Origin of the sequence: Sulfuricaulis sp., assembly GCF_040901545.1 — a bacterium.
Lineage (GTDB): Bacteria > Pseudomonadota > Gammaproteobacteria > Acidiferrobacterales > Sulfurifustaceae > Sulfuricaulis.
Window position 1 is genome coordinate 1 of sequence record NZ_JBBDYL010000050.1, and the last position, 26,335, is coordinate 26,335.

Here is a 26,335-nt window from a genome sequence, read left to right on the forward strand (position 1 = left end):
AACGGGGTGCAGGAATGAACGGGGTGCAGGAATGAACATCTTTGTGGGCAACATTCCCGCTGGTGTCACAATGGACGATTTTCTCGATCTGTTTGACGGCTACGGAACCATTATCAACATCCTCATCAAGCGCGATTCGGAGACCGGGCTGCCGCTTGGTTATGGCCACGTTTATCTGGTGCCCGAGGAGGCGGCCTATGAGGCCATCGTCAGCCTGCACAACACCAATCTGAAAGGCAGCGCCATCGAGGTGCGCGAGTGTGTCTACCGCGCGCAACCGGACCGGCGCAGGAAAAACAATCGATGGGAAGGCGGGGAACGACGCCTAACCGGCTCGCGACGCCGCTACAGTGACGCACTTCCACCCTCGCTCGGTCAGCAACAGAATTTTGGTTGATGCCGCCTCAACCAATCGTCCGCTCGATCGCCCAGTAAAATCCGACAGCCGCGATCAGCAGGGAAACAGGCCGCACGACCCGTGGCCGGTACCAGGCTTTTTCCTTCCCCCATGCCCCGATCAGCAAATAGGCCAACGCGATAACGGCGAGCTGCCCGAATTCCACACCGAGATTGAATGTCAGCAAGGCCGTGAGAAACTCCGATCGTGGCAGACCGATCTCGGCCAACACGCCGGCAAATCCCATTCCATGCAACAGACCGAACCCGAAAACAACGAACGCACGCCAGGGTTTCAATTCCGTGGTGAGCACGTTCTCAATCGCGACGTACACGATTGATGCCGCGATCAGCGGTTCCACGATGTTGGGCGAAAGTGAGATGAAGCCGTAGATACTCAACCCCAGCGTGATGGTGTGGGCCACCGTAAATGACGTGACCTGGATCAGCAATGGCTTCCATTTCGTGCTCAACAAAAACAAACCGAGCACAAACAGAATATGGTCCAACCCTTTGGGCAGGATATGGGTGAAGCCGAGCACGGTGTATTGCTCGACCACCTCGATCCGCGAGACGACCTTGGCTTCCCCGGTCAAACGGTACGGCTCACTCCGGGTTCCTTCCTTGAGCCAGAACGCCGTCAAACCTTCGCGGCCTTCCCGTTGCAGGCGCAGCACGCTGGAACCGAATTCCGCTGGATAGGTCCAGCGGAATTCACCGGCACCGGATGGAATCGTTCCCGACAGATGGAGCGTGGTTAACCGCGCGCGTTGCAAATCGCCGGTGTCCGGCACTTCGATAGATTCAGGCACCGGTTTGCCACGAACGCCGTCGAATTCGACGACGATTCCATCAAGAAATGTAATGGCGAAATTCTGGATACGCGTTTTGAGATCCGCGGGGGACAACGCACGCAGCTGATTGTAAGACTGTGCATTCGGTGATTCGTCGGTATCAGAATGGACGGGGTTGATACCGGCGAGCACCGCTTCCATGTTGGCGGTAATGTCGATGAGATAACGCCCATCCGCTTTGAATGTTACCGTTACGATAGCCGGTCGTATTTCATGAGCGGAAGCCACGAGCGGCCCACAAACATACGCCAGTACCAACGGCACTGCTATGAAACGGATTATCTTCATGGCACGTAAATAAAAGTACCTCGCGTACGGGTGTATGGCGCGCCATGTTATGCTGCACACACGCCAGCATGCGACATCGTCATGTTCTTTCGAAAGCACCGTCAGTCTACTGGAAAAAATACCGTTCCGCGCATCTGGTTCGCGGTGCCGCTAGCTTTCGTCTGCTTCCTCCATCCCGCATTGGCGCATGATTTCTGGATCGAACCCGAGAGCTTCCGTCCAGCCGTGGGACAGAAAGTTCCCGTGCATCTTTATGTGGGCATGGATTTCAAGGGGGATCCGGCGCCGTATATCCCGGAATGGTTCGAACGCTATGTTTATGTCAACGCCCAGGGAGAGAAACCCGTGCTCGGGCTGCCGGGCGACGATCCGGCTGGCACGGTGCCGATCTCGGCCACGGGGTTGACGGTCATCGGCTACCGCAGCACGAAATTCACCGTGACCTTCGATACCGCGGAGGAATTCGAAAAGTATTTGATCAAGGAAGGGCTGGAGCGAAACCTGGCGCTGCTGAACAAGAGCGAGCCATCGAAAGGGAAAATCACGGAAAACTATTCGCGTTCGGCCAAGGCGTTGCTCATGAACGGCGCTGCCACGACACCGTCTGATCGGGTGCTGGGCTTCCGCATCGAATTGATAGCGGAAAAGAGTCCATATACCGACAAGGGACCGATTCCTTTCCGTCTGCGGTACGAAAATCGGCCGCTCGCCGGCGCGCTGGTCGTGGCATTCAACAAGGCCGCACCGCTCGACAAGCTCAAAGCACGCACCGACCGGGAAGGACGCGTGACCTTTGATTTCAAGCTCCGCGGCACCTGGCTCGTGACCGCCGTGCACATGATCCCGGCTCCCTCCGGCTCCGACGCGCAATGGGAAAGCATCTGGGCCTCGCTCAGCTTTGAGCGGCCGGGAGGAAATCCATGAGCAAACCGAAGCTGCTGTTGTCGTGGTCGAGCGGCAAGGACAGCGCCTGGACGCTGCACGTCCTGCGCCAGCAGAACAAATACGAGATTGTCGGACTCGTCACCACCGTCAACGAAAACTTCGCGCGCGTGGCCATGCACGGCGTGCGCGAGGAATTGCTCGCGGCGCAGGCCGCGGCCGCCGGTCTGCCGCTGTGGCACGTGCCGCTGCCGCACCCTTGCCCGAACGTGGAATACGAAAAACGCATGCGCGCGCTCATCGAACGCGCGACCGCGGCCGGCGTCACGCACATGGCCTTCGGCGACCTGTTTCTCGAGGGCATCCGCGCCTACCGCATCAAACAGCTTGCCGGCACGGGCATCGCGCCGGTATTTCCGATCTGGGGCCTGGACACGAAGCGACTGGCGCGCCAGATGGTACGCGCTGGGTTGCGCGCCAAGCTGAGCTGCGTGGATCCCAAACGCCTGGCGCGCGGATTCGCCGGGCGCGCGTTTGACGAGACCCTGCTCGAGCAACTGCCGCCGGAGGTCGATCCCTGCGGCGAGAACGGAGAGTTTCACAGCTTCTGTCACGCAGGTCCGATGTTCGCCGAACCGATCACCGTGCGGGTGGGCGAAGTGGTGGAACGCGACGGCTTCGTCTTCGCCGACCTTCTGCCGGCATGAACAACCCGTTCTTCTTCAAGGAAACGCCGATGAAAATACTTTTGCTGGCGGTATCCGGTCTGTTGCTTTACGCCGTCCTTTGCATCAACGCCAGTCACGCAGGTCAATGGCTCGGACCACAACAGGGCCAGGAGCATGTGCTGCGACAAACCGATTTCAGTCAACTGCTCGCCGCCAACCCGCTGGGCAGCGGGGAAAACATCAAGGTCATGGAGTTGTCCCGCAACGCGCGCTCATCGAACGTCCTGGTGCAGGTGCGTGACCGCGAGCCGCTGCACTGGCACGCCGACAGCGATATCGCTGTTTTCCTGCTGCGTGGCGAAGGTGACATTCGTATAGGCAAGGAGACGCGCCCTGTCAAAGCCGGCGACGTCATTCACATCGAACGCGGGACGATACACGCATACATTCACCGCGGAGCGAAACCGGCGGCGGCGCTCGTCGTCTACAGCCCCGCGCCCGGCCCGAAGGACCCCATTCTGGTCGCGGACAAACCCTGACGACCGGCGGCTCTATAGCGCGCGTTGCATCTCCGCGCGCCAGCGCTGATAGCGTTGCCTGAGTCCGGTATTTTGTTTCGGCTTGAACGGCGTGCCCGGTTTTTCCTCCGGCCAATCACCGGGAAATCCCGCCAGCAGATACGCCGTCCCGCGCGCGGTGGCTTCATGCTCCGCCGGCCGGTAAACCGGCAATCCGCTCAGATCAGCCAATCGCTGGCATAACCCGTCAAGCCCCGCCAACCCTCCGGTGGCAACAATGTTTGTCGGAACCGGTGGAAATTTTTGCATGATCTCGAAATTCACTTGCAACAAAAACATGATGGATTCCGCCACCGCCACCGCTTTCTGCCACGGCTCGCCATTACCGATCAAGCGAGAGTCGAACTCCGCCACCCAGTACGGCGCCCCCAGACCGCCGAGGCCATTGAGAAAAAGCGGAACATCGCCTGCGCGTGCCAGCCACTCGGGTAAATACGCTTCGATGTTTTCAAGTCCCCATTCCTGTTCCGCCCATTGAAGCGCCGCACCGGCACCGTTGACGGTGCCTTCCAGCACGAAGACGGCCCGGTCCGTGTCAAAGTAAACCATCCCGGCAAGAAGACCGTCGGCCTCAGGAACCTGCTTGAAGGCGCGCTGGATGAAGGCCCCGGTACCCATGTTGATATAAGCGGCGCCTGGTTGCAGGGCACCGAGCGAAAACAGCGCCGCTGACTGATCGCCGGTGGCGACGATCAATGGGATGCGACGTTCTTTCGCGCGCAGGATGCCGAAGGGATGATGCGTGGGCACACAGCGCGGCAGCGGCTCCTTGGGAACGCCGAACCGCTCGAGCAGCCACGGATCCCAATCCATGGTGCGGATATTCCACAGCAGCGTGCGCGCAGCGTTGGCAGGATCGGCCAGCAACGGCTTTTCCTCGAGCAACCGGAACAGCAGAAAACTGGCGAGCGGTCCCATGGCGAGGTGTCCTTCGCGCCGGGCCGCCGTCACCGCCGGCAGATGATCGAGGCACCAGCGCAACTTGGAAGCGCCGTAATGCGCCGAGAGCATCAGGCCCGTACGCCGCTTGACCTCATTCCCCTGTGCGGCTAACCGGGAAAGCCACTCGTGCGCGCGCCGGTCCTGCCAGCTGATGACGGATGACAGCACCGCGCCCGTGCGCCGGTCCCAACAGACGATGCTCGAGCGCTGCGTGGCGATACCGGCGCCGACGATGCGATCGGCTTTGTCACCGAGGGAAGCCACTGCTTCCACGATCACCGCATGCAGCGAAGCGACTAATTCCTCCGGATCCTGCTCCAGCCGATCCGGCTGCGGTACGTGGACGCCGACTTCGCGCAGCGAGCTGGCATGCAATACACCGCGGCTGTCGAACACCAGCGCGCGGCTCGCATGACCGCCCTGGTCAATGCAGAGATAAAGTGGGTTCGACGGTGTCGCGGATGCGCACGCCATTTACACGGCGGGAAGATATCGATACCAGTCGTAATCGCCGGCGCCACTCACTAGAAATGAGGGATTGAGCAGGGATGGTTTGTTGTAAGTCAGCGGTCGGCGGTTGAGGTCGGTCACGCGACCGCCGGCGGCCTCCACGATACACTGCGCCGCCGCCGTGTCCCATTCCATCGTAGGGCCCAGACGCGGATACAAATCCACCGTGCCTTCCGCCACCAGGCAGAATTTAAGTGAACTGCCCAAAGCAACCGCGTCATGTTCGCCGATATTTTTTAAAAACGCCGCTGTTCCATTATCGGCATGCGAGCGGCTGGTGGTGATGATCGGTTTCCCACCCTCGTAACGGCGTGCCCGGATAGTCCGTGCTCCCTCCTCCCCCCTTTGTTTAAACGCGGGCTGGCCGGTACAGGCGAAATAGGTGAGATCCGCCACCGGTGCGTGCACCACGCCCAACACAGGTTTGTCGCCATCGATCAGGGCGATATTCACGGTAAATTCATCATTATGAGTGATGAATTCCTTCGTGCCATCCAGCGGGTCCACGAGCCAGAACCGCTTCCAGCCTGAGCGCAATTCATACTTTATCACGGCCGATTCTTCCGATAACGCCGGGATGTCGGGCGTAAGCGCCCTCAGACGTCTTTCGATGATTTCATCCGCGGCGCGGTCGGCCTCGGTCAATGGCGAACGATCCGTCTTCTGTTCGATTCTGATTCCAGGCGTGTAAAATTCAAGTATTCGCTTGCCCCCGGTGCGCGCGATTTCGACGGCGGCGGACAGATAATCACCAGGATTGAAGTTCGTCATGCGTATTCAGCGTTTTATAGCAAACTGCTCCCGGACAAGAAACAGCGCCGCAATCGAGCGTGCCTCGGTGCATTCCGCTTCGGTGAAGAGATCATCCAGACGCTCAAGACTCCAGGGGATCGTCTCGATTTCCTCGGGTTCATCTCCTTCCAAACGCTGGGGATAAAGCTCTTGCGCCAGGACGATATGGGTAACATGATTGAAATAGCCCGGTGCCAGCGTCACCGACTTGAGGTGTGTCAGCCGCCGGGCTCCATAGCCTATTTCTTCCATGATTTCGCGATTGGCCGCCTCGATCAGCGTTTCGCCTGCCTCGATCAGACCCTTGGGCAGAGCAAGTTCATAGCGCTCCACGCCCGCGGCGTATTCGCGTATGAGCAACACGGTCGTGTCGTCCAGCATGGGCACGATCAGCACGGCACCGAACGGTGAACTGCGCAGGCGCTCGAATCTCACTTCACGCCCGTTGGCGAAACGCAGGTCTACCTGCTCGACCCGGAACAGCCGGGTTTGGGCAATCGTTTCAGTGCGGGTGACCACCGGTTTGTTGCCATGGCGTGCGTGGTGGCTCATAGCGACAAGGTTAATCCTTTTGACTGGCGAATAAAATCGCGAATTTCCCCTGCTAACCGTTCGGGTATATGCTTGTCCCGTATCGGAATTTCAAAACTTCAACCGGAACATTATGATCGAATGATCGTAATCGAAGAAGAAAAGGACCTGCTTAAAGCGATGGTTTATGCCGAGCTGACCCTGGCGGATTTCCGGGAATTCGAATCCGCCGTCAATAATGAATTAAAGCGCGGTACCAAGATCAAGCTGCTGTTCGACCTGACCAACATGTCCGGATACTCCGTGGATGTCATGTGGGAGGACATCAAGTTTACCCGCACCCATGCGCACGACTTCAAGCGCATTGCCGTGGTCACGAGCCGAATATGGGTGACGTGGCTCGGGTGGTTGCCGAGTGCATTCACCGATGCCGAAATCAAACATTTCGAAGACATCTCCGCCGCCGCAACCTGGTTGCACGGTGCCTGAAACTCCGTCCTCAGGCGCCCTAATCATGCTCAACTGGAACGACCTCGGCACTCTGTTACTCGATCTCGACGGAACCCTGCTCGATCTCCATTACGACAACCATTTCTGGCTCGAGCACGTGCCCCGGCGCTATGCCGAAGCACGCCGACTCCCGCTTGAGGCGGCCAGGGAGGAGGTTCTGGCGCGATACCGGCGCGCGGAAGGGACGCTTGACTGGTACTGCGTGGATTACTGGAGCCGGGAACTCGAGCTCGACATTCCGCAACTCAAGGAAGAGGTCACTCACCTGATTGCCGTGCACCCGTACGTAATTGATTTTCTGGATGCGGTTAAATCACTTAAAAAACGTGTCGTCCTGGTGACCAACGCCCACGGCAAGGCGCTGGCCATCAAATTCCGGCGCACACAACTGGGCGATCACTTCGATGCCGTGGTGTGCGCGCATGATCTCGGCATACCGAAGGAACACGTGGGCTTCTGGGGAAGGCTGCAGGAGGTCGAGCCGTTTGACAAGGCAGCCACGTTGCTCATCGACGACAGTTTGCCGGTGTTACGCGCGGCGAGCCGCTACGGCATCGGCCAGCTGCTCACCGTCTGCCAGCCGGATTCCAGGATGCCCGAGAAGGATAGCAGCGAATTCCGCGCCATCCGCAGTTTCCGGGAAATCATGCCCAGTCACTGAAATCTGCCAAAATCACGTTGTGTCCATGACCGATCGGAAGCGGGGAAGCAAACAGATGCCAAGCGGTTCCGTGCGGCCCAGATAACAACCCATGCCGGAAAGCGGGAGGAGTGGAATTATCTATGGCTATTGGGTGTCAAACGAAAGCGTAAGTATCATTGTAGCGTTCCCAAACAATTGGAAAGGAGACCGACATGAAGCGCCTCATCCTCCTTGCGACGAGCGTCCTGCTTTCAGCCTGCCAAACCGCGTATGTGGGGAATGAAAATTCACCCTATTACACGATCCCGGTTGGTTCGACGTTGACGCTGAATCAGAACGCGGTCATTCCGCCGAATCTGGCGGGCTTCCTGCTGCAAAACGGTCAAATCCAGACACAGTCCCAGATCAACCAGTATTATCCCTACTGCAAATTTGAAGTGCTGAAGATTCGAGATGACCCGCAACCCATTCAGGCCGATACCTTTTCAATCGTGAAAGTCGTGCAGCAAATCGATCACAGCGTGGATGCCGGCCAGACCAAGCTGGCGGGTCTTTCCATCGGCATCGGGATCGGCATAAGCAACGGCGGTTCAAGCGTCCAGACTTATGCCACGCGCCTGAACCTGCGTTCGGAAAAGCAGCCGGAGGTTTTTCGCCTGAGCTGTGGATTATGGGATTATCCGGAGAAAGGGAAACACCTTACGATAAATGAAATCCGCAAAGCATTGGGTAATGTCTTTACGCTTCAGTTAGCGTCGGGCTAATAACCGCCATACCGCCAACCGAGTAACCGTCCGGCCTACCGGTATCAATGACCGGTGGGGCCATGCCCATGCCAGGTTGTCCCGGTTGCCCTTCCGCATCGCTTGCAATTTGTGCCGACGCGGTCCTGCGATGAGTTTTCCATTCGCACGAGATGCTTGTGACTTCGGCTCCCGTGCATGAAATGCCAGCCACGAAAATTACCGGTTCGGTCACTTTGGCTTAGCCGATTCATTACTCCCCGATATTGCCGGTCCACTCCCTTACGGGAAGGCGCGCCGGACCGCAATGGCGAGAATCGTGGTTATTTGTTAGGGTGTCCGGAAAAACCTGTTGTCGGTGCAGCGATCTTCTGGAGGCGAGGCTGACCGCCGTCCAGGATTCCACCCCGGATGTCACAGGCGATCGCACCGTTCCTGTCATACAATAGCTGGACCCCCTGCGGAACGTCCGGAACGTCGGAACAAAATGAAATTAAGCGCAAAAGCATTCAAGGACTGGGACAACAAATGCATCACGCTCCTCGGCATGTCCGGGGTCGGCAAGACGCGCTTGGCCGCGAAGCTGCGCAAACGAAACTGGTTCCATTATTCCGGGGACTACCGCATCGGCACGCGTTATCTGGACGAACCGATACTCGACCATATCAAGCAGCAGGCGATGCAGGTGCCGTTCCTGCGTGAATTGCTGCGCTCGGATTCCATTTACATCTTGAATAATATCACCGTGGATAATCTGCAGCCGGTATCGAGCTTCCTGGGAAAATTGGGTGACCCGGAAAAAGGCGGTCTCGGCCTCAAGGAATTCAAGCGCCGCCAGGAACTGCACCGGCAAGCGGAAATCGCGGCCATGCGCGACGTCCCGGGATTCATCCACAAGGCGGGAGAGATCTACGGCTATCGGCATTTCGTCAATGACGCCGGCGGCTCGCTGTGTGAACTGGAAGACGCGCCTACGCTCAAAGTGCTGGCCGATCATACGATGATCCTGTATATCAAGGCGAACGAAAAAGATGAACAGGACCTGATTCACCGCGCGGAGGAGGATCCGAAGCCGCTTTACTACCGCGAGGCGTTCCTGGACGAACTACTCGAGATTTATCTGCGCGAAAAAAAATTGTCCTATGTGGCGCAGATCGACCCGGATGATTTTGTGCGCTGGTCGTTTCCGCGCCTGTTTCAATCGCGCATTCCACGCTATCAAGCCATTGCGGATCAGCATGGCTACACCCTCAGCACCGATGAGCTCAAGGAAGTGCGGGATGAGGCCGGCTTCTTGCGCCTCGTGGAAAAAGTGCTGGAAAGACAAGCTTAATTTCCGCCATGCCGCTGGTTGCCAATTCGAAACTGCCCACTTTTGATCGCCTCATGCAGGAAGGCGAGAATGTCCTGCCGGGCGATGTGGCGCTGCACCAGGACATCCGCGAACTGCACATCGGGCTGCTTAACATGATGCCGGATGCCTCACTGGCCGCCACCGAACGGCAATTCTTTCGACTGGTGGGTGAGTCCAACCAGATTGCCCAGTTCTACATGCATCCGTTCACGCTGAAGGAACTCCACCGCAGCGCGGAAGCCGAACGCTACGTTAACCAGTATTACGAAACCTTCGACCAAATGAAGGAACAAGGGCTGGACGCGCTAATCATTACCGGCGCAAACGTGACTCAGCCGGATTTGTCGCTTGAACCATTTTGGAAGCCGCTTATCAAGGTGATCGATTGGGCCCATGACAACGTTACTTCCACGCTGTGTTCGTGTCTGGCAACACACGCGGTACTGCAGTTTCGTTATGGAAAAAAACGCCGGCATCAGGGTTTCAAGCGCTGGGGGGTCTATTCCCATCGTGTGATAGACCGCAAGCACCCGCTGGTGAGTGACGTCAACACGCGTTTCGATGTGCCGCACTCGCGATTCAACCAGATTGACCGCGAACAATTCGAAACCGCGGGATTGCCCATTCTCGTTGAAAGCGAAATCGCGGGGGTGCATCTGGCCGTGAGTGAAGATCGTTTTCGGCTGATTTTCCTCCAGGGGCACCCGGAATACGACACGATCAGTCTCTACAAGGAATACAAACGCGAGGTCAACCGCTTCATCCAAGGTGAGCGCGAAGATTATCCGCCATCTCCGGAAAATTATTTTACGCTCCGGTGCCAGGCGGTGCTCGACGAACACCGGGAACGGGTAATCGCGGCACTAACACGGAAGAAGTTACCGCCAGAATTGCCGGAATCCTACGTGATGGCCAATTTGGATAACACCTGGCATGACACGGCCGAAGCCGTGATCAATAACTGGATCGGCAAGGTATATCAGGTCACCAACATCGACCGGAAGCAACCATTCCAGGATAACGTGGACCTCAACGACCCGCTGGGGTTGAAAAAGTAATGACGCCCGGCCTCAAGCGGGTGGTTTACTTTTCTTTACGGCTTTTCCGCTTCAGGTCGGCGCGAAGGGAACGCCCATAGGACTGTATGTCGACAAATCGTCTCTCCGCGTCACGGACCGCAACGTGTCATATGTCAATCTCCAGAGATCTTCGAAACATACGAATAGTTTTACAAACGAACTTCCACGGCGGCACCGCCGAGAGGACTGCGTGATATCTCCAGTACACCGCCATACAGTTGAACGACCTCCTGCACCATGGCCAATCCCAGTCCATGCCCCGGCGTGGCCGCATCCGCGCGGGCGCCGCGGGCACGAACCAGGGACACCTGATCGGGCTCAATACCCGGGCCATCGTCTTCAACTCGCAGCGTAAAGCGCGGTCCCGATTTGTCTCCCGATTCATTATGCGCCTCGATGCATACGCGTGCCTTGGCCCACTTGAACGCGTTGTCCGCGAGATTGCCGAGTACCTCCAGCAAGTCGCCTTCGTCGCCGTGGAAAATCACGTCGGAGGATATGTCGAGTTCCGCGCGGATGGACTTCGACCCATATACCTTTCCCAGCGCGGAAAGAATTTTTTGTGCCGTGGGTGCGACCGGCAACGGGGCGCTCAAGGCGGTGCGACCGGCAACGGCCGCGCTGTAATTGATACTCGACGATATCGTTCATGTTTTGCAGTTGTTCCTGAGTCACCACGCGCAACACCTCCACCGGTGTTTTCGTCTCGACCGTGGCACGCAGCACGGCGAGCGGCGTCTTGAGGCTGTGGGCGAGATTACCCAGCGAATCGCGGTAGCGTTCCAGATGCGCCCGCGCATTGACCAGCAGGGTATTGAGGTTATCTGCCAACGGCTGCAACTCAGCCGGATAGCGGCCATGCAAGGTTTGCGTACGGCCGGTTTCCATCTCGGAAAGGTCTTGCGCCAGCCGCCTCAGCGGCGCCAACCCCCAGCGCAAAATCAAAGCCTGGAACACGAGCAGCAACAACGTGGCCGCCGCCAGCCAACCGAATAGAGTGCGGCGAAACTGCTGGATTTCCGCCAGGTGCTCATCGAGTCGCTCGCCCACATGAAAAACGTAAGTGCGTGCGGATTGTCCGCTGAGTTCCCAGCGGGTGGTAAAGCTCAATATCAATCGCTCCGGCGTGTCGTCGCGTGACGTTATCCGGAACACGCGCTCGCCCGGCGGGGGCTCGGCTACGGTGTCCAACGAAATGCCGAGGGCCGAAGGAGAACGCCAAACGGCCGTGCCGGTGGCATCGTGTACCTCGGCGAACAACCCCGAACCGATAAGATTAAAGCGCGGTTCGGGCAGTTCGACGGGCAATTCCAGCGCACCACGGGCATTAAGATCGGCCGCGGCCAGCAGGGCATAAAGATGACCTTGCAACCGTTCCCGCAGCGCGCTTTCTGCGCTGCCACGAAACGCCTGGTCGAGCGCGAGGCCGGACAGGCCGAGAAATCCGGCCAGCACCACCGCCGACACCAGCAACAATCGCGCGCGCAGCGAACGCATCAGTTTTGCCCGCAAGGCAGCGTAAAGCGATAACCGCGACCACGCAGGGTTTCGATGGGGTTGAGACGGTCCCCGGGGTCCAGTTTCTTGCGCAAGCGGCCGATAAATACCTCGATAACGTTACTGTCGCGGTCGAAGTCCTGATCGTAAACATGCTCGGTGAGCGTCGTCTTCGATACCACTTCGCCGGCATGCAACATCAGATACTCGAGGATCTTGTATTCGAAGGCGGTCAATTCGAGCGGGCGTTTATTTACGCGCACCGACTGCGCTGCGGTGTCGAGCACAATCGGCCCGCAGTTCAGGATGGGTTGGGCGAGTCCGGCGGCTCGGCGCAACAAGGCATTGACGCGCGCGAGCAATTCCTCGATATGAAAGGGTTTAACCAGATAATCATCCGCACCCGCCTCGAGTCCCGAGACCTTGTCTTGCCACCGTCCCCGGGCGGTAAGGATCAGTACTGGAAATCGTCTTTCGAGTTTGCGCCAGCTACGAATGACTTCGATCCCGCTCATGTCAGGCAGGCCGATATCCACCACCGCCAGGTCAAAGGGATACTCTCGGCCTTGCACCAGCCCGTCATTGCCGTTAGCCGCCATGTCGACGACATAACCCGCGGCGCGCAATTGTTCACCCAACTGCCGGCGCAAGGCATTTTCGTCTTCGATGATCAGGAGACGCACTGCACTCAGTCCTTCTCGTGGCGCGGCGCGACATCGAAGAAGCGCACCGAACCGTTCGGCAACAAAACCTTGATACGATAAGTGGTGTCTCCACGCCGACCGCGTTTCTCGGCCGACAGTACGCGCCCGCCGGTCTCACGCCTGACACGGGCTACCGCCTCGTCAAGTGAATCCTCCTCATCACGGCGTGACTCACGGTGTTCATTCCGATCGCGACGTCCGTGGTCATTATCGTCGTCGCGGTCGGAGCGCCCACCGCGTCGCGCCGCGACCGGATCCATGGCCATGGATACGACCAGGCCGGCCATGAGACAGGCCAAGAAAAGCCGTCGAGTCATGATCCGCCATTCCCGTCGTTTTTTCCGGTCGTCACCATCGCGTGTCCATCTTAGCCGACTGTCGTGTCAGACGCACCGGCAGAATGGCATGGCTCACGCGGCTGGCGTCCGAATTAACGACGGTGACGCGCGATGTCGTATCCGATGATGGTCCCGATTACCGCTCCGACCGCGGTATGACCCGGGTCGCCAGCGCCGACTTCGTGTCCCACCACCCCGCCAATCACACTGCCGAGAATGATGGGGGCGGCGGATGATGACCGACGGTGGTCCCGATCATGCTCGTCGTGATGGCGTGGCGGCGCCGATCTATAATAGTGATGATTTGAATGACGCCTGTCCCGATGTCCGTAGGCCTTGCCCGGATGGTAGTAATGCCTTACCACGTGTTTCTCACGGTATACGGAACGGTGATGGCCATCGCCGTGATCGCGATCAGCCTGCGCAGCCAGCGGGGCGGCCAAGGCTGCCGCCAATACCACTACAGCAATGCTCAACATTTTGCGGTTCATTGTATTCTCCTTGGGTTGCATTGAAATTTTGACGGCTACATCTGTGATCGAGATTACGACCCGTCGGCTGAACCCAAGCTGAACAAAACTGAATTCTATCTTATTGATATAACTACTATAATTCCTTATTCACGGCCGCCCACGGCCGGAATTAAAATATTTTGTTAATGGAGTATCGTATGGCGCTCGACGCGAAGCAGAACCGCGTCATGCCCAATCCAGGAAAAAGACATGAATAAGAAAGCAGCCAAGATTAAAACAAATGCACCAAACCGATTCACACGACGCCATTTTATTGTCGGTGCCCTGGCCGCCGGCTTCGCGGCGGCCGTACGGCCGATTGCAGCACAAACCGTGATTCACACGGATACTGCCGGAGTGATTGCCGGTGAGGTGAAAATACCGGTTGCGGATGGCCAGATCCCGGCCTACCGTGCCATGCCCGCCACCGGGAAAAATTACCCCATCGTGCTCGTCGTGCATGAAATTTTCGGCGTGCATGAATACTTACGCGACGTCTGCCGCCGGTTCGCCAAACTGGGCTATCACGCCGTGGCGACCGAACTCTTTGCGCGCCAGGGCGACGTCTCAAAAATCACGAATATCGATGAGATACGTAATGTTGTCGCCCAAGTGCCCGATGCACAGGTCATGTCCGATCTGGACGCAACGTTCGCCTGGGCATCCAAGAACGGAGGCGACGGTTCCAAACTCGGTATCACCGGTTTTTGCTGGGGTGGAAGAATCGTCTGGTTGTATGCCGCGCACAGTCCCCGTCTCACTGCCGGTGTGGCGTGGTACGGTCGACTCACTGGCGTCGTCGATGATTTACACCCGGTGCATCCGCTCGACCTGGTCAAGTCAATCAAGGCGCCCGTATTGGGCCTTTATGGCGCCGAGGACCAGGGCATCCCGGTCGAGATGGTCGAAATGATGCAGGATGAACTTAAAGCCGCGAAGCACCCCTCAGAGATCATTATATACCCCAACGCCCCACACGCTTTTCATTCCGATTACCGCGCGAGCTATCGTCAGGAACCGGCACAAGACGGTTGGAAACGCCTGCAGGCGTGGTTCAAAAAATACGGTGTAGCGTAAATCCGGTCCTCGCCCGTTGAAATCGGTAAACAATCCGCTGCCGTTTCTCCCGCTTAATCAGAACGCGACTAAAGCGGTACCCGATGCGGAACTCGCTCAATTATTTTGAATTCAACCAGCCCAAGTTTTGCCGGGAATGAGATGTGCGTTTTTCGTTCTGAAAAGGACGAGATCGTCAATGCCTGGAATACACCATTACCTTTCCGCGATTGTCAAAGCTGAGCACATCGTATGGCACCGGAGGATTACCCTGCTCCATACCGGGTGAGCCGTCCGGCATCCCGGGCACAATCAATCCGCTAACCTTGGTGCGCTGCTTGAGCAGTCGCTTGATATCGGCCGCCGGCACATGGCCTTCAATCACGTAACCTTCGACCAAGGCGGTATGGCAGGAGGCGAGATTCAGGGGCACGCCATATCTTGTTTTGTAAGAAACGGGATCCGCCACGTTTACTGCTTTCACAGTGAAACCGTTCTGCTTCATGTGCGCAATCCAATTGTTGCAGCATCCGCAGGTAACGCTCTTATAGACGGTAATCTCGCTGGCGACAGCGAGTGGCAGGCCACCGAAAAACATGGCCACGATAAGGGAAACAACGGCGGCAGAGTGATTACTCATGGAAAGGGTCTCCTGCGATCATGTGGCGATACATTACTGGATTCCAAACTCGAATAATTTGACCTCGATCAATTTCTGATGTTGGCGTAATAATTCACGTGCTTAAGCAGACCAGCGGAAGTCCATTTTGCAGGTAAACCCCGCTAAACGCGGTTATTCAGAGAGATAACGACAATAGGTTTCACGGACGCGCAGGGTGGCCAGAAATCCGAATACCACGAACGCAAAGAAAATCAGGATTCCCAGCCGGTATTGCATCGCCGCCCCCTGTCCGGAGCCGGCGCGGTCAATGGTCCAGCCTACCAGCGGTTGCAGTATGCCGGTACCGAGGAATACGCCGGTGTTGGCGACGCTGGTGGCGATCCCCGAAAGCGCATGCCGGTTTACTTCTTTGACGCAGGACCAGCTCAGGGTGAAGCCCGCGGCACCAAGCCCCATGAGCAGGAACAACAGGAAACTCAACCACCGCGGCATCGGCAAAGAAAAGACCAGGGGGAGCCAACACACCAGGTGCAGCAAAATGGCTGCAACAAGCACCGGCCGGCGCCGGCCCAGGCGATCGGAAATCATACCGATCGTCATGGCGCCGAAAGCGAACCCGGCCAGCAACAGGCTCGTGTGGATGGTGGCGGTGGTCCGACTCATTGCATAAACCTCCTGCAGAAACGGTACCGCCCACAGGCCCGCGAAAGCGAGGAACGAACCTTCCAGCCCGAGGTTCAACCAGAAGTTTGGCCAGGTCAGGCGATTTCCGAGCACCATCGTCAGGCCATCAAACCAGTGACCTTGATGCGGCGGGTGCGCCGCCTTGCCATCCAGTTCTCGCATGCTGGGTAAACCGGCTTCACCCGGATGATCGCGCACGAAAAACCAGGTGAGCAGAGCGAGCACCAATGACAGGCCGCCGATCGCGATGAACACACTGCGCCAGGAGGTAAACTGCAACACCCAGGCGAACGGCGCCGCCGCCATGACGGCGCCCAGGTTCCCCAGCAGGACCGTCAGTCCGGTCGCAGTACCAAAGTGCCGGTCGTGAAACCACGAGGCGTTGAGCTTGAGCATTGAGATAAAGGTCACCGATACACCCAGCCCAACCAGGAATCGTCCAATCGAGGCATCGGTCATTGACGACGCCAGACCGAACATGACGGAGCCAATGCCGGCCACGATACCGCCAAGCGTGACAATACGACGTGGACCGAGTGTATCCACCAGGATACCGGTAGGGACCTGCATCACGGTGTAGACATAAAAATAAATGCCCGCGAGCCCGCCAAGCGCCGCCGCGCTGGCGCTGAATGCCTGTTGCAGATCGGTGGCGATCGCAGCGGGAGCGACGCGATGAAAAAACGAAAGCATATAAGCCAGCACCACGAGAGCAAATGCGCTCCAGCGCAACAGCGAATAAGCGCCGTATTTCGGGTTATTTTTCAAAGAAGTGAGGCTCGTGTTGTGGACGGTATCGATCTGATTTATTGGCTTTTCACGCCAGCTTAAACTTTTGTGCCTGACGCGACAACAATGGTTGCCGAGATTCCGAGATGCAACGGCTTTGATCACAACCGGATTTACCCGGGCAGTAGTGAAGCCGCGGGATAATCACACCGACGTGTGGTAGATTTGTCTCCCTGCCGGAAATCCGGGGACTCACCATGACCGCCATTCGACAGCAAGATTTTATCCAGAGTATCGCTGACGCCTTCCAGTTCATTTCGTACTATCACCCGGTCGATTATATCGAGGCGTTGCACGAGGCCTATCGACGCGAGCAATCGCCCGCCGCCAAGGACGCGATGGCGCAGATCCTGATCAATTCACGCATGGCGGCCGAAGGTCACCGCCCCATCTGTCAGGATACCGGTATCTGTATCGTGTTTCTCCGCGTCGGCATGGACGTGCGCTGGGAAGCGCGGATGACCATCCCGGAGATGGTAAACGAAGGCGTGCGCCGCGCGTATCTCGATCCGGACAATAAACTGCGCGCCTCGATTCTGTCCGATCCGGATGGAAAGCGCCTGAACACCCGCGATAACACCCCGGCGGTGACGCATGTCGAACTCGTGTCCGGTGACCAGGTGGAAGTCATCGTCGCGGCCAAAGGCGGCGGATCGGAGAACAAATCGAAATTCGCGATGCTGCTCCCCAATGACAGCGTCGTCGACTGGGTGCTGTCACAGGTTCCGATCATGGGCGCCGACTGGTGCCCGCCCGGCATTCTCTCGCTCGGCATTGGCGGCTCGCCGGAAAAGGCGATGCTCATGGCGAAATGGGGAATGATGGAACCGATCAACATTCATGAACTGCAGGCCCGTGGCCCCTCGAATCGCGCCGAGGAACTGCGGCTGGAACTGTACGACAAAGTAAATGCGCTGGGAATCGGCGCGCAAGGACTGGGCGGGTTGTCTACGGTGCTCGATGTGAAAGTTACCGACTATCCCACGCACGCGGCCTCGAAGCCCGTGGCCCTGCTGCCGAACTGCGCCGCCACGCGGCACGCGCATTTTGTGCTCGACGGCAGCGGACCGGTCAGCCTGGATCCCCCCAACCTCGAAGACTGGCCCAAGCTCACGCTCGATTTCAGCACCAGCCGACAGGTCAACCTCGAAACGATCACGCGCGCTGAGATCGCCACGTGGAAATCCGGCGACCGGCTCCTGCTGAGCGGCAAGCTGTTGACCGGCCGCGATGCCGCGCACAGGCGCTTGATGGAAATTATCAATAAGGGTGAAAAACCCCCCGTTGACCTGCGCGGGCGATTTATATATTACGTCGGGCCGGTCGATCCGGTGCGCGATGAAGTCGTCGGCCCCGCCGGCCCCACCACGGCCTCGCGCATGGACAAATTCACCGGACCGCTGCTTGAAAAAACCGGACTGTTGGGCATGGTCGGAAAATCCGAGCGCGGCGCGGTGGCGATCGAGGCCATCAAAAAACACCAGGCGGTCTATTGCATCGCCGTCGGCGGCGCCGCCTACCTCGTTTCGAAAGCGATCCGCGGCGCGCGCCTGCTCGCATTCCCCGATCTGGGCATGGAGGCGATTTATGAGTTCGACGTCAAGGACATGCCGGTCACGGTCGCGGTGGACGCGTTCGGCAATGCCGTGCACAAAACCGGCCCGGCTGAGTGGCGCGCCAAAATCAGCAAGATACCCGTTACAGCCGCCTAGATTCAAACGTTTTTCCAGTGTTTCCTGAGCGACATGGTTTCGGTTTTCCGCTTTCCGGGATGCAATGCCTCCCTGGAAATTGACGACTGATCCAAAGCTGTATTCATGAAGATCGACTTCATGGCACTTGACCGGATTGAGGCCGAAGCCGTGGCAGATTTTTATCGCGCGGCGCCGGTCGGACTGCGCGCCTCGCTTGGCATCGACGTGAACGTGGTCGCGGGCGCGGCCTGTTTCCGTTGCCGACACTTCAACCCCGCACTCATTTTCCGCCGCGCCACCGGGTTGGGAGTTGATCGCGCCACCACGCGGGATGACCTGTCGGCGGTAACCCGATACATGTCCCGGCAGCACTAATCGTATGCCGTAACCGTCACCCCATTTGCGAAGCCGGCAACCTTGGCGGACTGGCTCGAGGCGCAAGGCTTCGCCCGCGGTTACGCCTGGATGAAATTCGCGCGTCCCTGCAATGAACCGCTCGATGCGGCCACTGATCTCGACATTCGAGTGGTCGGTCGCGAATCCGCGGCGGCATTCGGCCGGGTTGTCGTCGAGGGTTTCGGATTCTCCGCCGAGATGCAACCGTGGCTCGCGGCGTTGCCGGGAAGGAAGCAATGGATTTGTGTCATGGCCTTGGCCAAAGAAACCCCGGTTGCCGGGGCGGCGGCTTACGTAGACGGCGGGTACGCCTGGCTCGGTTTCGCGAGCACGCTGGCGGCGCATCGGCGGCAGGGGGCCCAGAATGCGATCCTGGCCCGGCGCCTGCGCGAAGCCGCGGTTCGCGGCGCCCGGACAGCGGTCGTTGAAACCGGCGAGCGGGTACCGGACAATCCCAGTCATTCGTACCGCAACATCCTCCGCGCCGGATTCAAGGAAATGTATTCGCGGCAAAATTTCATTGCCCCGGCCTAATCCTCACTGTAAGTAGCAGAAATGCTTTCGCGCCGTCGGCCATCGGCTTGATACACCGCCGATCGCTTCAAACTGCAACCTTGCTGGACCGGTGACTGTATGATTTGGATGATTTGGTCAAATATGCTTGATTTGGTCAAATATGCTGTCACGATAAGAAAACGTATTAAAAAGACTTGAGCGAGGAGAACGTATTCATGTCATCCGTTGCCAATCCCAATCAGGATTTCATCGATTTCTGGAATTCAACGCTGGTTGATAAGTTCAACCGCTACCGCCACATCCTGCGCGAAGGCATGCGCCACCACAGCGACACCGCGTTCCAGAAACTGAAACTTCCACCCGGTTCCCGAGTGCTGGACGTCGGTTGCGGCTGGGGCGACACATCCCTCGTGCTTGCCCATCTCGTGGGTCCGTCCGGAACCGTGGTCGGAATTGACTGCTGCGACAACTTTCTTCAGACCGCCCGGGAAGATGCTAAAGCGCAACGAGTTTCGAATGTTGAATTCACTTTGAGCGACGTGCAAATTCACCCCTTCGAACCGATCTATGATCTCTGCTTTTCGCGCTTCGGCACCATGTTTTTTGCCAATCCGGTGGCGGCGCTGCGCAACATGCGCAAATCCCTGAAACCCGGAGGCCAGCTCATGATCGTGGTGTGGCGCATGATCGAAGATAATCCCTGGTTCGGCGTGCCCAAGGAGGTGGTGCTCCAGTTCCTCCCGCCACCGGGCGATAACGCTTCGACCTGCGGGCCGGGACCGTTTTCCATGGCGAGCGAATCGGTCGTGAGCGCCCAACTCAAGGCGGCCGGATATATCGACTTTAAATTTGAGCGCGTTGACGGACCGGTGGAGATCGGCAACACACCGGAGAAGGCGACGCAGTTCCAGCTCGCCCTCGGACCGGCCGGAGAAATCTTCCGCGAGGCGGGCGAGGTAGCCGAACGCCATCGCCAGAACATCGAAGCGGCCCTGCGCGACCATCTCGCGCGGTACATGAATGGCGGAAAGATCGTCATGAACTCGAGCTCGTGGGTGATTACTGCCCGTAATCCCGGCGGTTGACAGGAAACCCCGTCTACATGAGTTACGATGAACAACTGGCGCACCGGTTGCGCTTGCAGCTAAACCGACCCCCGGGATTCTCTGAAAGAAAAATGTTTGGCGGTATCTGCTTCATGCTCCATGGAAACATGTGTGGTGGGATACTGCGCGCGGATCTGATCGTTCGGGTACAACCGGAAGAATTCGATCAGGCAATGACACGGCCGCATACGCGCGCGTTTGATTTTACCGGAAAACCGATGACGGGCTTTGTGGTGGTATCGCCGAAAGGATATCGCGCTGACACCGTATTCAAGAACTGGGTGGCGCACGGCACCGAATGCGCCCGTGCCCTGCCGAGAAAAACCAAAAAAATCAAGCCACGCATAAAATAATGTCAAATCCGCTTCCAGTTAAGTGCGCGCGTTGCGTGTAACCAGACTGCGCCGCAGAAACGCAATTTCCTTTGACGCCACAGCCTGATAGAAATAACTGATGGGTAAACGCGATCGCGCGGAAAAATTCTGGGGCATCACTCTGCTCGCGGCTACGATGTTGCTGGTCACCATGGGGGCGCGGCGGTCGCTGGGGCTGTTTGTTTCGCCGCTCAATCCCACCACCGGACTCGGTTACCCCATGAGCGGCGGCCGATCGACGACGATTTTTACCCGCGGACTTTCGTTAATGTATGCGCCAGCGAACTTTCCGGTATAACCGGGGAATTACCGTCGCTGTCAACAACAAGTGTACCGAATCCGGCGCGCGGATTTATTTCCGGCTTAACCGAAACAACCCGTTTATTCCCTCGTCGCTGGTGAAATAAAGCACGCCATCGGGACCGACAGCTACCCCGACGGGCCGGGCCCAGCGATCGCCGTTTTCGTTTTGAAATCCGGTGACCAGATCATCGACGCGTTCCGCCTTGCCGTCGTGAAACCGCACGATGACGATCCTGGGTGGGCGTCGTGTCGCCTTGCTGCCCCCAGGTAGCCGCCGGTGGGTTTAGTCGCCCAAGAACCGCGCAATGCCACAATCGCACCGAATTCGAGCGACTTATCCATTGCGCCTTGTGGCACAAAAACCACCGCCATGGGTGCGTTGCGCGCCGGGAAGGTGGCAACCGGCATCACCACATCCGACATCGATCGTGGCGGCTGACTCAAAATGCAGTGGTCACGAATTATCTTCTCTCCTTTGAACTGATACCAAGGCATGCCGTGAAATGAACCGGGAGCGATGCGGCTGAAATATTCGGGTGGATGTTCATAACCCAGATGATCGGGGCCGTTATTGCTCGCCTACATCACGCCTGTCTGGGGATGCCAGGAAAAACCCACGGGATTTCGAAACCCGGTGCCGAAAGGTTCCAAATAAGATTTACCGCCCGCTTCGCGTAAAACGTAAACCCCGCCCCGCCGATCCTCGAAGGGATAGCGATCGTCAAGGTATTGATCACTGCAGTTGCCTTGAATACCGAGGCTCACGTACACCCGGCCGTCGGGACCGACTCCCACGGTGCGACTGCTGTGGCCCGAACCGCCGGGAAGGGGGGCCAGCAAAGTAATCGATATCGGTGCCAGCTGCTTCTGACCCGGTCGGTAGGGCGCGCGATACAGTCCGTGGTTGCGGGCGATAAGAATCTCCCCGCCCCGGAAAGCGACGCTGTGCGGATAGTCGTCGAGTTCGACCAGTACCGCAGGATCGGTGTAGGGACGGGACAGGCGATAGACTTTCCCGCTCTTGGATCCAATAACGAGATCACCGTTTTCCGCAAACGCCATCAACCGGGGCCGGTCAAGCTTGTCTGTCAGCAGTTCCAGACGATAGCCCTTCGGCACTTGTGCAATAAGGCGCTCGCTGCCTGCGCTAATCGTCTGTTCTACAAAGGATAACCGGGGCGTATCGGCCTTGATTCCTGATGCCGGAACAACAATGAAAAACAATATTACGAATTGTCGAAATACTCGGCCCAAACCGGTCGTTCTGGCCGCCATCAACTTTGGCCGGTCAGGAACGAGGCGGTTTGGCTGATGCCCGGGAAGAATACACAGTGGATGAAATAAGCGTTTTATCATAGAGATAATATTCATGGTACCTGTATTCCGTTGACGGATAAATGAGGGCCCCCAAGTAAAACTGCACGCGGAAATTTACCTCGTCGCTGTGTATGATATTACCGGTTGAATTTGCCGTTAGACCGTCTTCCGACCACCGGGTATCGATGGTTCAATAACCACACGGTGTTCGAGAAATGAACAATATCCAAAACATCCAAATTACCGGAGGATACCCCGATGACAACCAGGAAGAAAACCAAGACAAAAGCAAAGGCAAAGAAAAAAACCACTGTTCGCAAGGCCGCCGGCAAAAAGGCCAGCCGCAAAACCACGCGCGCCAAAGTAACGGCAAAGAAAAAAACCGCGTCGAAATCCGGCAAAACAATGCCGCGCGCGACGACCGTCCCCATGGCGACCTACACGATGCCGGACACGGAGGAACGGGTCGGGATCGTCACCCATTATTTTTCGCATCTCTCGGTGGCGATTGTCCAGCTCGATTCCGGCATGTTGCGGGAGGGCGACGTGGTGCATATCAAGGGACACACGAGCGACTTCAAACAGCGCATCGAATCAATGGAAGTCGAGCACGTCCATGTCAGCGAGGTGCTTGCAGGTCAATCATTCGGTTTACGGGTGAAAGAGCACGCCCGCGAGCACGATGTCGTATACAAGGTATTACGCTAGGCGGAAAGTTTTTTGATTAACCGTCCGCTGGGTCATTCCTCGGGCCAACGATCTTCGCGATGCTGGCTGAGGGAAATTCATGAAATTTCTGGGGCCACCCGATAAAAATCGTCGTACGCCGTTTATAAGAGTCAGCACACGGCCGCCAACCGTCCCAGGCAACCGGTCCAGCCTTGCCGATGATGTTGAGATGATTCTTCGCTGGCGAGTCCCTCATGGATTAATGTCAGCTTCGTCTGTTCGCCATCGCGCTGCAGTAAAATGGTGACGGTTGACCGATTTAGTTTTTCCGCATTTTCCCATTCCCAGGTGAACGACAGCTTGTTGGGTCGATCGATTGTTTGATAGGTCCCCGCCACGGTGTGTACTTTCCCGTCGGGTTCAGTCATGGAAATGCGGTATCGCCCGCCCTTGCGAAAATCCAGCGCGTGCACTTCCGTCTTGAACGAATCGGATGGCGCGAACCATTTGGTCAGCGATTCGGGGGTAACCCAGGCATCAAATACCTTTTCAATATCGGCATTCAGTGTCCGGTTTAATGTAAGCGAAGTATCGACGGCGGTATCCATGACATCCTCCTATACGGTTTTAACCAAGTATTTCTCCAGGCGATCCAGATTGCGTTGCCAGAATTTCTCGTAATCCGAGAACCAGGCATGCGCCGATTTCAGGGCTTTGCCGTTCAAACGGCAGCGTCGCATGCGCCCGTCTTTGATTCGTCTGACCAGGCCCGCTTCTTCCAAAACATTCAAATGTTTTGTGACAGCAGGTAATGACATGGCGAAGGGTTCGGCCAGCTCGCCCACAAGCGCCTCCCCCTGCGCCAGTCGGGCCAGGATGGCGCGGCGGGTTGGATCCGATAAGGCCGCAAACGTTGAATCCAGTGCGGTAGATTTTAAGTTAACCATTTGGTTAAATATTATCCGGTCTTGTAACGAAAGACAAGGGGGTGAAAAAACGCTAAGGCCCGTCGGACCGGAGCAGACTGCTGCGCGTCACCCGGGCCCGGTAACCAACCATGCATCAGTTTTTGGCGAGCCGATCGCGAATTTCCTTGACGACATTTTCCCGATCCGTCTTATAACGCCGGATAAATGCCATGGGTGCGCCGGTTTGGGGATCGTACTTCGCACCCCAGACCACCAATTCCAGCATCACGGGAATCAGATCCAGGCCTTTATCGGTCAGGCGATAAACATTCCTGGCTCGGGTTTGCGGGTCAGCCGACTTTCGGATAATCCCGGCGTTTTCAAGCTTCGCCAACCGGTCGGCGAGGATGTTGGTGGCGATGGCCTCGTCCGAATTGAGAAATTCGCCGTAGCGGCGCTTGCCGCCGAACATCAGGTCACGGACCACCAGCAGGGTCCATTTGTCGCCGAAAAAATCCAGCGCATAGCTGATCGGGCAGGCGGAACGGCGGGTAGGTTTGGTCCTGGACATAAGCCGTTTATAGGGGGTTTCTTGCATACTTGCAAATTACAAGTTACGGCCTTATCCTTTACTTGCTTTTTGCAAGTAGTCGTCCTTAATTTAACGATCAGGAGACAATCATGGAAAACATAGTCGTGTGGTTCGATATGCCGGTCAAGAATTTAAAGCGTGCGGCCGAATTTTACCGCAAGGTGCTGGGCGTGGAACTGCAAAAGATGGAACAACCGGCGCCGATGGCATTTTTCCCTTTCGGGCCTGGTATTGCTTCGGGTGCACTTGTGGAGTCACGAGAGGTAAGCCCAAGCAACCGGGGGACAACTGTATATCTGAACGGGAGCAAGGATCTGGCCGGCCCGCTTGGCAAGGTCGAAGCAGCGGGTGGGAAAGTGCTGCAAAAGAAAACCGCCATCGGCGAACACGGCTTCATCGCCTATTTCGAAGACACCGAGGGCAACCGCGTCGGCCTCCACAGTATGAATTAAAGGTCATTAACCATGAACGCAAAGAAATTCACTCTGGCGACACTGGGCTATGTGGTCGTGACCTTTGCCCTGGCGTTTCCTTGGCACCTGATCTGGTTCAAAGACAGTTACCACAGCCTGGGTGTTTACACCCGCGAAAATCCGATCTTCGCCTTTGGTATCGGTTCCATGGTGCTGCAGGGACTGATTCTCGCCTACCTTTATCCGTTCTTTTATAAGGGTACGCACCCCATCCTCACCGGGATACGCTTCGGTCTGCTGATGGGGGGATTCCTGTGGAGCGTATCGGTGCTGGCCTTTGCCGCCAAAACCGACGTAAACTCGCTTGCGACTTTTTTTACTTTAAGTACCCTTTTCCATTTGATTCAGTTCGTCGCCGCCGGCGCCCTGATCGGTTGGATATTCAGAACAAAAATAAGTGCCGAATAACGGCATTCGGTGTCACCTGCTGCTGTGCCTGGACACTGCTACGAAGAATTGAAATACATTAAAGGAGGCTTAGCCGATGACTCCATCCATGTATCACGCGTCGATTCCGGCATTTATCCGCATGATGGGTAACTTGGCCGAAGTGCTGAAAAAAGGCGCCACCCACGCAACGTCCAGGAAAATTGATCCAACGGTGCTGATCAACAGCCGACTGTTTCCCGACATGCTTCCGCTCGCGCGACAGGTGCAGATAGCCTCGGATACCGCCAAGGGGTGCGCGGCGCGGCTGGCAGGGCAGGAACCGCCCAAGTTCGAAGACAACGAATCAACCTTCCCGGAGCTGTTGGCCCGCACCGATAAAACGGTGGCTTTTCTCAAGACCTTCAAACCCGGCCAGATTGACGGAACGGAGGATAAAACGATTCATCTGAAAATTGGCGGGGAAAGTTTGACCTTCAAGGGGATGCCGTATCTGCTTAATTTCGTACTACCCAATTTTTATTTTCACGTCACCACGGCCTACGACATTCTCAGACATAATGGCGTCGAGCTGGGAAAAAAGGATTATCTGGGAAAATTTTAGTCCCGCCCGGATATAACGATTGCT

35 protein-coding genes and 1 pseudogene are annotated in these 26,335 nt (G+C 57.2%); 20 read left to right on the forward strand and 16 right to left on the reverse strand.

The genetic code is table 11. The features are described from left to right. The coding region (locus tag WD823_RS10000; RefSeq protein ID WP_368429353.1) for an RNA recognition motif domain-containing protein at window positions 1–397 on the forward strand (397 nt) is incomplete at its 5' end. 7 nt (window positions 398–404) lie between these two features. Here WD823_RS10000 and WD823_RS10005 read toward each other — a convergent pair. Further along, the gene (locus WD823_RS10005) at window positions 405–1,538 is read right to left on the reverse strand and encodes a HupE/UreJ family protein (protein WP_368429354.1); all 1,134 of its coding nucleotides are present in this window, start codon (window positions 1,536–1,538) and stop codon (window positions 405–407) included. 81 nt (window positions 1,539–1,619) lie between these two features. Between WD823_RS10005 and WD823_RS10010 the strand changes: the two genes are divergently transcribed. Genes WD823_RS10010 through WD823_RS10020 form a run of 3 tightly spaced genes read left to right on the forward strand, consistent with a single transcriptional unit; the run spans window position 1,620 to window position 3,627 of the window. Continuing rightward, window positions 1,620–2,462 carry a DUF4198 domain-containing protein gene (locus tag WD823_RS10010; protein ID WP_368429355.1) on the forward strand — a complete coding sequence of 281 codons (843 nt, stop codon included), beginning with the start codon at window positions 1,620–1,622 and terminating at the stop codon, window positions 2,460–2,462. Beyond that, window positions 2,459–3,127, forward strand: a complete 669-nt coding sequence (locus WD823_RS10015) for an ATP-binding protein (RefSeq protein ID WP_368429356.1) — start codon at window positions 2,459–2,461, stop codon at window positions 3,125–3,127. Before WD823_RS10010 ends, WD823_RS10015 begins: the two co-directional genes overlap by 4 nt. A 29-nt stretch (window positions 3,128–3,156) precedes the next feature. Beyond that, the gene (locus WD823_RS10020; RefSeq protein WP_368429357.1) at window positions 3,157–3,627 is read left to right on the forward strand and encodes a cupin domain-containing protein; all 471 of its coding nucleotides are present in this window, start codon (window positions 3,157–3,159) and stop codon (window positions 3,625–3,627) included. Window positions 3,628–3,639: 12 nt separating this feature from the next. On the opposite strand, the gene WD823_RS10025 is transcribed toward WD823_RS10020, so the two are convergent. The 3 genes from WD823_RS10025 to nudE are packed head-to-tail and all read right to left on the reverse strand — an operon-like array spanning window position 3,640 to window position 6,462. After that, complete coding sequence (locus WD823_RS10025; RefSeq protein ID WP_368429358.1) at window positions 3,640–5,082, reverse strand: FGGY family carbohydrate kinase; 1,443 nt, start codon at window positions 5,080–5,082, stop codon at window positions 3,640–3,642. After that, a complete protein-coding gene (gene cysQ, locus WD823_RS10030; RefSeq protein ID WP_368429359.1) occupies window positions 5,083–5,889 on the reverse strand; it encodes a 3'(2'),5'-bisphosphate nucleotidase CysQ in 807 nt (268 codons plus the stop codon). A gap of 6 nt (window positions 5,890–5,895) precedes the next feature. Continuing rightward, a complete protein-coding gene (gene nudE / locus WD823_RS10035) occupies window positions 5,896–6,462 on the reverse strand; it encodes an ADP compounds hydrolase NudE (protein WP_368429360.1) in 567 nt (188 codons plus the stop codon). A gap of 120 nt (window positions 6,463–6,582) precedes the next feature. Between nudE and WD823_RS10040 the strand changes: the two genes are divergently transcribed. The 5 genes from WD823_RS10040 (at window position 6,583) to WD823_RS10060 (ending at window position 10,749) form a co-directional block, all read left to right on the forward strand. Next, entirely contained in the window at window positions 6,583–6,930 is a 348-nt protein-coding gene (locus tag WD823_RS10040; protein WP_368429361.1) for an STAS/SEC14 domain-containing protein, read from the forward strand. Between the two features lie 25 nt (window positions 6,931–6,955). Then, window positions 6,956–7,612 (forward strand): GMP/IMP nucleotidase, encoded by a 657-nt coding sequence (gene yrfG, locus WD823_RS10045; RefSeq protein ID WP_368429362.1) that lies wholly within the window; start codon window positions 6,956–6,958, stop codon window positions 7,610–7,612. Window positions 7,613–7,806: 194 nt separating this feature from the next. After that, window positions 7,807–8,358: a hypothetical protein gene (locus WD823_RS10050; protein WP_368429363.1), complete on the forward strand. Its 552-nt coding sequence runs from the start codon at window positions 7,807–7,809 to the stop codon at window positions 8,356–8,358. A gap of 466 nt (window positions 8,359–8,824) precedes the next feature. Next, window positions 8,825–9,670: an ATPase gene (locus tag WD823_RS10055; protein ID WP_368429364.1), complete on the forward strand. Its 846-nt coding sequence runs from the start codon at window positions 8,825–8,827 to the stop codon at window positions 9,668–9,670. Window positions 9,671–9,678: 8 nt separating this feature from the next. After that, on the forward strand, window positions 9,679–10,749 hold the full coding sequence (locus WD823_RS10060) for a homoserine O-succinyltransferase (RefSeq protein WP_368429365.1): 1,071 nt from the start codon (window positions 9,679–9,681) through the stop codon (window positions 10,747–10,749). Between the two features lie 170 nt (window positions 10,750–10,919). Here WD823_RS10060 and WD823_RS10065 read toward each other — a convergent pair whose 3' ends face one another. From WD823_RS10065 to WD823_RS10085, 5 genes are all read right to left on the reverse strand, one after another. Next, on the reverse strand, window positions 10,920–11,231 hold the full coding sequence (locus tag WD823_RS10065; protein ID WP_368429366.1) for an ATP-binding protein: 312 nt from the start codon (window positions 11,229–11,231) through the stop codon (window positions 10,920–10,922). Beyond that, a complete protein-coding gene (locus WD823_RS10070) occupies window positions 11,155–12,267 on the reverse strand; it encodes a hypothetical protein (RefSeq protein ID WP_368429367.1) in 1,113 nt (370 codons plus the stop codon). Before WD823_RS10070 ends, WD823_RS10065 begins: the two co-directional genes overlap by 77 nt. After that, on the reverse strand, window positions 12,267–12,950 hold the full coding sequence (locus WD823_RS10075) for a response regulator transcription factor (RefSeq protein ID WP_368429368.1): 684 nt from the start codon (window positions 12,948–12,950) through the stop codon (window positions 12,267–12,269). Before WD823_RS10075 ends, WD823_RS10070 begins: the two co-directional genes overlap by 1 nt. Before the next feature lie 5 nt (window positions 12,951–12,955). Further along, the gene (locus tag WD823_RS10080; RefSeq protein ID WP_368429369.1) at window positions 12,956–13,288 is read right to left on the reverse strand and encodes a PepSY domain-containing protein; all 333 of its coding nucleotides are present in this window, start codon (window positions 13,286–13,288) and stop codon (window positions 12,956–12,958) included. 113 nt (window positions 13,289–13,401) lie between these two features. After that, window positions 13,402–13,800, reverse strand: a complete 399-nt coding sequence (locus WD823_RS10085; protein ID WP_368429370.1) for a hypothetical protein — start codon at window positions 13,798–13,800, stop codon at window positions 13,402–13,404. A 231-nt stretch (window positions 13,801–14,031) separates the two neighbouring features. Here WD823_RS10085 and WD823_RS10090 point away from each other — a divergent pair, with 231 nt between their 5' ends. Beyond that, the gene (locus WD823_RS10090; protein WP_368429371.1) at window positions 14,032–14,898 is read left to right on the forward strand and encodes a dienelactone hydrolase family protein; all 867 of its coding nucleotides are present in this window, start codon (window positions 14,032–14,034) and stop codon (window positions 14,896–14,898) included. A gap of 175 nt (window positions 14,899–15,073) precedes the next feature. Here WD823_RS10090 and WD823_RS10095 read toward each other — a convergent pair whose 3' ends face one another. Next, complete coding sequence (locus WD823_RS10095; RefSeq protein ID WP_368429372.1) at window positions 15,074–15,517, reverse strand: DUF411 domain-containing protein; 444 nt, start codon at window positions 15,515–15,517, stop codon at window positions 15,074–15,076. A 153-nt stretch (window positions 15,518–15,670) separates the two neighbouring features. Continuing rightward, window positions 15,671–16,951, reverse strand: coding sequence for an MFS transporter (locus WD823_RS10100; protein WP_368429373.1), 1,281 nt, complete (start codon window positions 16,949–16,951; stop codon window positions 15,671–15,673). A 218-nt stretch (window positions 16,952–17,169) separates the two neighbouring features. Here WD823_RS10100 and WD823_RS10105 point away from each other — a divergent pair, with 218 nt between their 5' ends. From WD823_RS10105 to WD823_RS10130, 6 genes and pseudogenes are all read left to right on the forward strand, one after another. Beyond that, complete coding sequence (locus WD823_RS10105; protein WP_368429374.1) at window positions 17,170–18,684, forward strand: fumarate hydratase; 1,515 nt, start codon at window positions 17,170–17,172, stop codon at window positions 18,682–18,684. A gap of 105 nt (window positions 18,685–18,789) precedes the next feature. Continuing rightward, complete coding sequence (locus tag WD823_RS10110; RefSeq protein WP_368429375.1) at window positions 18,790–19,041, forward strand: hypothetical protein; 252 nt, start codon at window positions 18,790–18,792, stop codon at window positions 19,039–19,041. Between the two features lie 42 nt (window positions 19,042–19,083). Beyond that, window positions 19,084–19,596 (forward strand): hypothetical protein, encoded by a 513-nt coding sequence (locus WD823_RS10115; protein ID WP_368429376.1) that lies wholly within the window; start codon window positions 19,084–19,086, stop codon window positions 19,594–19,596. 197 nt (window positions 19,597–19,793) lie between these two features. Next, the gene (locus tag WD823_RS10120; RefSeq protein WP_368429377.1) at window positions 19,794–20,663 is read left to right on the forward strand and encodes a class I SAM-dependent methyltransferase; all 870 of its coding nucleotides are present in this window, start codon (window positions 19,794–19,796) and stop codon (window positions 20,661–20,663) included. A gap of 17 nt (window positions 20,664–20,680) precedes the next feature. Further along, the gene (locus WD823_RS10125) at window positions 20,681–21,037 is read left to right on the forward strand and encodes a TfoX/Sxy family protein (protein ID WP_368429378.1); all 357 of its coding nucleotides are present in this window, start codon (window positions 20,681–20,683) and stop codon (window positions 21,035–21,037) included. Window positions 21,038–21,137: 100 nt separating this feature from the next. Next, window positions 21,138–21,272 (forward strand): annotated as a pseudogene (locus WD823_RS10130) (MFS transporter); the annotation flags it as partial. A 138-nt stretch (window positions 21,273–21,410) separates the two neighbouring features. Here WD823_RS10130 and WD823_RS10135 read toward each other — a convergent pair. Beyond that, window positions 21,411–21,584: a hypothetical protein gene (locus tag WD823_RS10135; protein ID WP_368429379.1), complete on the reverse strand. Its 174-nt coding sequence runs from the start codon at window positions 21,582–21,584 to the stop codon at window positions 21,411–21,413. A 356-nt stretch (window positions 21,585–21,940) separates the two neighbouring features. Then, complete coding sequence (locus WD823_RS10140) at window positions 21,941–22,585, reverse strand: sorbosone dehydrogenase family protein (protein WP_368429380.1); 645 nt, start codon at window positions 22,583–22,585, stop codon at window positions 21,941–21,943. A 351-nt stretch (window positions 22,586–22,936) separates the two neighbouring features. Here WD823_RS10140 and WD823_RS10145 point away from each other — a divergent pair, with 351 nt between their 5' ends. Continuing rightward, on the forward strand, window positions 22,937–23,386 hold the full coding sequence (locus WD823_RS10145) for a hypothetical protein (protein ID WP_368429381.1): 450 nt from the start codon (window positions 22,937–22,939) through the stop codon (window positions 23,384–23,386). A 131-nt stretch (window positions 23,387–23,517) separates the two neighbouring features. On the opposite strand, the gene WD823_RS10150 is transcribed toward WD823_RS10145, so the two are convergent. The 3 genes from WD823_RS10150 to WD823_RS10160 form a co-directional block, all read right to left on the reverse strand. Continuing rightward, a complete protein-coding gene (locus WD823_RS10150; RefSeq protein ID WP_368429382.1) occupies window positions 23,518–23,955 on the reverse strand; it encodes an SRPBCC domain-containing protein in 438 nt (145 codons plus the stop codon). Window positions 23,956–23,964: 9 nt separating this feature from the next. Beyond that, on the reverse strand, window positions 23,965–24,294 hold the full coding sequence (locus WD823_RS10155) for an ArsR/SmtB family transcription factor (RefSeq protein ID WP_368429383.1): 330 nt from the start codon (window positions 24,292–24,294) through the stop codon (window positions 23,965–23,967). Window positions 24,295–24,409: 115 nt separating this feature from the next. Next, window positions 24,410–24,826, reverse strand: coding sequence for a winged helix-turn-helix transcriptional regulator (locus WD823_RS10160; protein ID WP_368429384.1), 417 nt, complete (start codon window positions 24,824–24,826; stop codon window positions 24,410–24,412). A 110-nt stretch (window positions 24,827–24,936) separates the two neighbouring features. Between WD823_RS10160 and WD823_RS10165 the strand changes: the two genes are divergently transcribed. The 3 genes from WD823_RS10165 (at window position 24,937) to WD823_RS10175 (ending at window position 26,311) form a co-directional block, all read left to right on the forward strand. Continuing rightward, window positions 24,937–25,299 (forward strand): VOC family protein, encoded by a 363-nt coding sequence (locus WD823_RS10165; RefSeq protein WP_368429385.1) that lies wholly within the window; start codon window positions 24,937–24,939, stop codon window positions 25,297–25,299. 12 nt (window positions 25,300–25,311) lie between these two features. Continuing rightward, window positions 25,312–25,728, forward strand: a complete 417-nt coding sequence (locus WD823_RS10170) for a DUF1761 domain-containing protein (RefSeq protein WP_368429386.1) — start codon at window positions 25,312–25,314, stop codon at window positions 25,726–25,728. A gap of 76 nt (window positions 25,729–25,804) precedes the next feature. Continuing rightward, window positions 25,805–26,311, forward strand: a complete 507-nt coding sequence (locus WD823_RS10175; protein WP_368429387.1) for a DUF1993 family protein — start codon at window positions 25,805–25,807, stop codon at window positions 26,309–26,311. The last annotated feature ends 24 nt before the right edge of the window (window positions 26,312–26,335 follow it).

Bases quoted from the DNA above. Each gene is read 5' to 3' on its own strand.
- WD823_RS10160 (WP_368429384.1), bottom strand. From the start codon at position 24,826: ATGTCCAGGACCAAACCTACCCGCCGTTCCGCCTGCCCGATCAGCTAT.
- WD823_RS10005 (WP_368429354.1), bottom strand. From the start codon at position 1,538: ATGAAGATAATCCGTTTCATAGCAGTGCCGTTGGTACTGGCGTATGTT.
- WD823_RS10040 (WP_368429361.1), top strand. From the start codon at position 6,583: ATGATCGTAATCGAAGAAGAAAAGGACCTGCTTAAAGCGATGGTTTAT.
- WD823_RS10165 (WP_368429385.1), top strand. From the start codon at position 24,937: ATGGAAAACATAGTCGTGTGGTTCGATATGCCGGTCAAGAATTTAAAG.
- WD823_RS10055 (WP_368429364.1), top strand. From the start codon at position 8,825: ATGAAATTAAGCGCAAAAGCATTCAAGGACTGGGACAACAAATGCATC.
- WD823_RS10070 (WP_368429367.1), bottom strand. From the start codon at position 12,267: ATGCGTTCGCTGCGCGCGCGATTGTTGCTGGTGTCGGCGGTGGTGCTG.
- WD823_RS10015 (WP_368429356.1), top strand. From the start codon at position 2,459: ATGAGCAAACCGAAGCTGCTGTTGTCGTGGTCGAGCGGCAAGGACAGC.
- WD823_RS10095 (WP_368429372.1), bottom strand. From the start codon at position 15,517: ATGAGTAATCACTCTGCCGCCGTTGTTTCCCTTATCGTGGCCATGTTT.
- WD823_RS10170 (WP_368429386.1), top strand. From the start codon at position 25,312: ATGAACGCAAAGAAATTCACTCTGGCGACACTGGGCTATGTGGTCGTG.
- WD823_RS10105 (WP_368429374.1), top strand. From the start codon at position 17,170: ATGACCGCCATTCGACAGCAAGATTTTATCCAGAGTATCGCTGACGCC.
- cysQ (WP_368429359.1), bottom strand. From the start codon at position 5,889: ATGACGAACTTCAATCCTGGTGATTATCTGTCCGCCGCCGTCGAAATC.
- nudE (WP_368429360.1), bottom strand. From the start codon at position 6,462: ATGAGCCACCACGCACGCCATGGCAACAAACCGGTGGTCACCCGCACT.
- WD823_RS10110 (WP_368429375.1), top strand. From the start codon at position 18,790: ATGAAGATCGACTTCATGGCACTTGACCGGATTGAGGCCGAAGCCGTG.
- WD823_RS10125 (WP_368429378.1), top strand. From the start codon at position 20,681: ATGAGTTACGATGAACAACTGGCGCACCGGTTGCGCTTGCAGCTAAAC.
- yrfG (WP_368429362.1), top strand. From the start codon at position 6,956: ATGCTCAACTGGAACGACCTCGGCACTCTGTTACTCGATCTCGACGGA.
- WD823_RS10090 (WP_368429371.1), top strand. From the start codon at position 14,032: ATGAATAAGAAAGCAGCCAAGATTAAAACAAATGCACCAAACCGATTC.
- WD823_RS10010 (WP_368429355.1), top strand. From the start codon at position 1,620: ATGTTCTTTCGAAAGCACCGTCAGTCTACTGGAAAAAATACCGTTCCG.
- WD823_RS10060 (WP_368429365.1), top strand. From the start codon at position 9,679: ATGCCGCTGGTTGCCAATTCGAAACTGCCCACTTTTGATCGCCTCATG.
- WD823_RS10155 (WP_368429383.1), bottom strand. From the start codon at position 24,294: ATGGTTAACTTAAAATCTACCGCACTGGATTCAACGTTTGCGGCCTTA.
- WD823_RS10150 (WP_368429382.1), bottom strand. From the start codon at position 23,955: ATGGATACCGCCGTCGATACTTCGCTTACATTAAACCGGACACTGAAT.
- WD823_RS10085 (WP_368429370.1), bottom strand. From the start codon at position 13,800: ATGAACCGCAAAATGTTGAGCATTGCTGTAGTGGTATTGGCGGCAGCC.
- WD823_RS10050 (WP_368429363.1), top strand. From the start codon at position 7,807: ATGAAGCGCCTCATCCTCCTTGCGACGAGCGTCCTGCTTTCAGCCTGC.
- WD823_RS10175 (WP_368429387.1), top strand. From the start codon at position 25,805: ATGACTCCATCCATGTATCACGCGTCGATTCCGGCATTTATCCGCATG.
- WD823_RS10145 (WP_368429381.1), top strand. From the start codon at position 22,937: ATGACAACCAGGAAGAAAACCAAGACAAAAGCAAAGGCAAAGAAAAAA.
- WD823_RS10020 (WP_368429357.1), top strand. From the start codon at position 3,157: ATGAAAATACTTTTGCTGGCGGTATCCGGTCTGTTGCTTTACGCCGTC.
- WD823_RS10025 (WP_368429358.1), bottom strand. From the start codon at position 5,082: ATGGCGTGCGCATCCGCGACACCGTCGAACCCACTTTATCTCTGCATT.
- WD823_RS10080 (WP_368429369.1), bottom strand. From the start codon at position 13,288: ATGACTCGACGGCTTTTCTTGGCCTGTCTCATGGCCGGCCTGGTCGTA.
- WD823_RS10120 (WP_368429377.1), top strand. From the start codon at position 19,794: ATGTCATCCGTTGCCAATCCCAATCAGGATTTCATCGATTTCTGGAAT.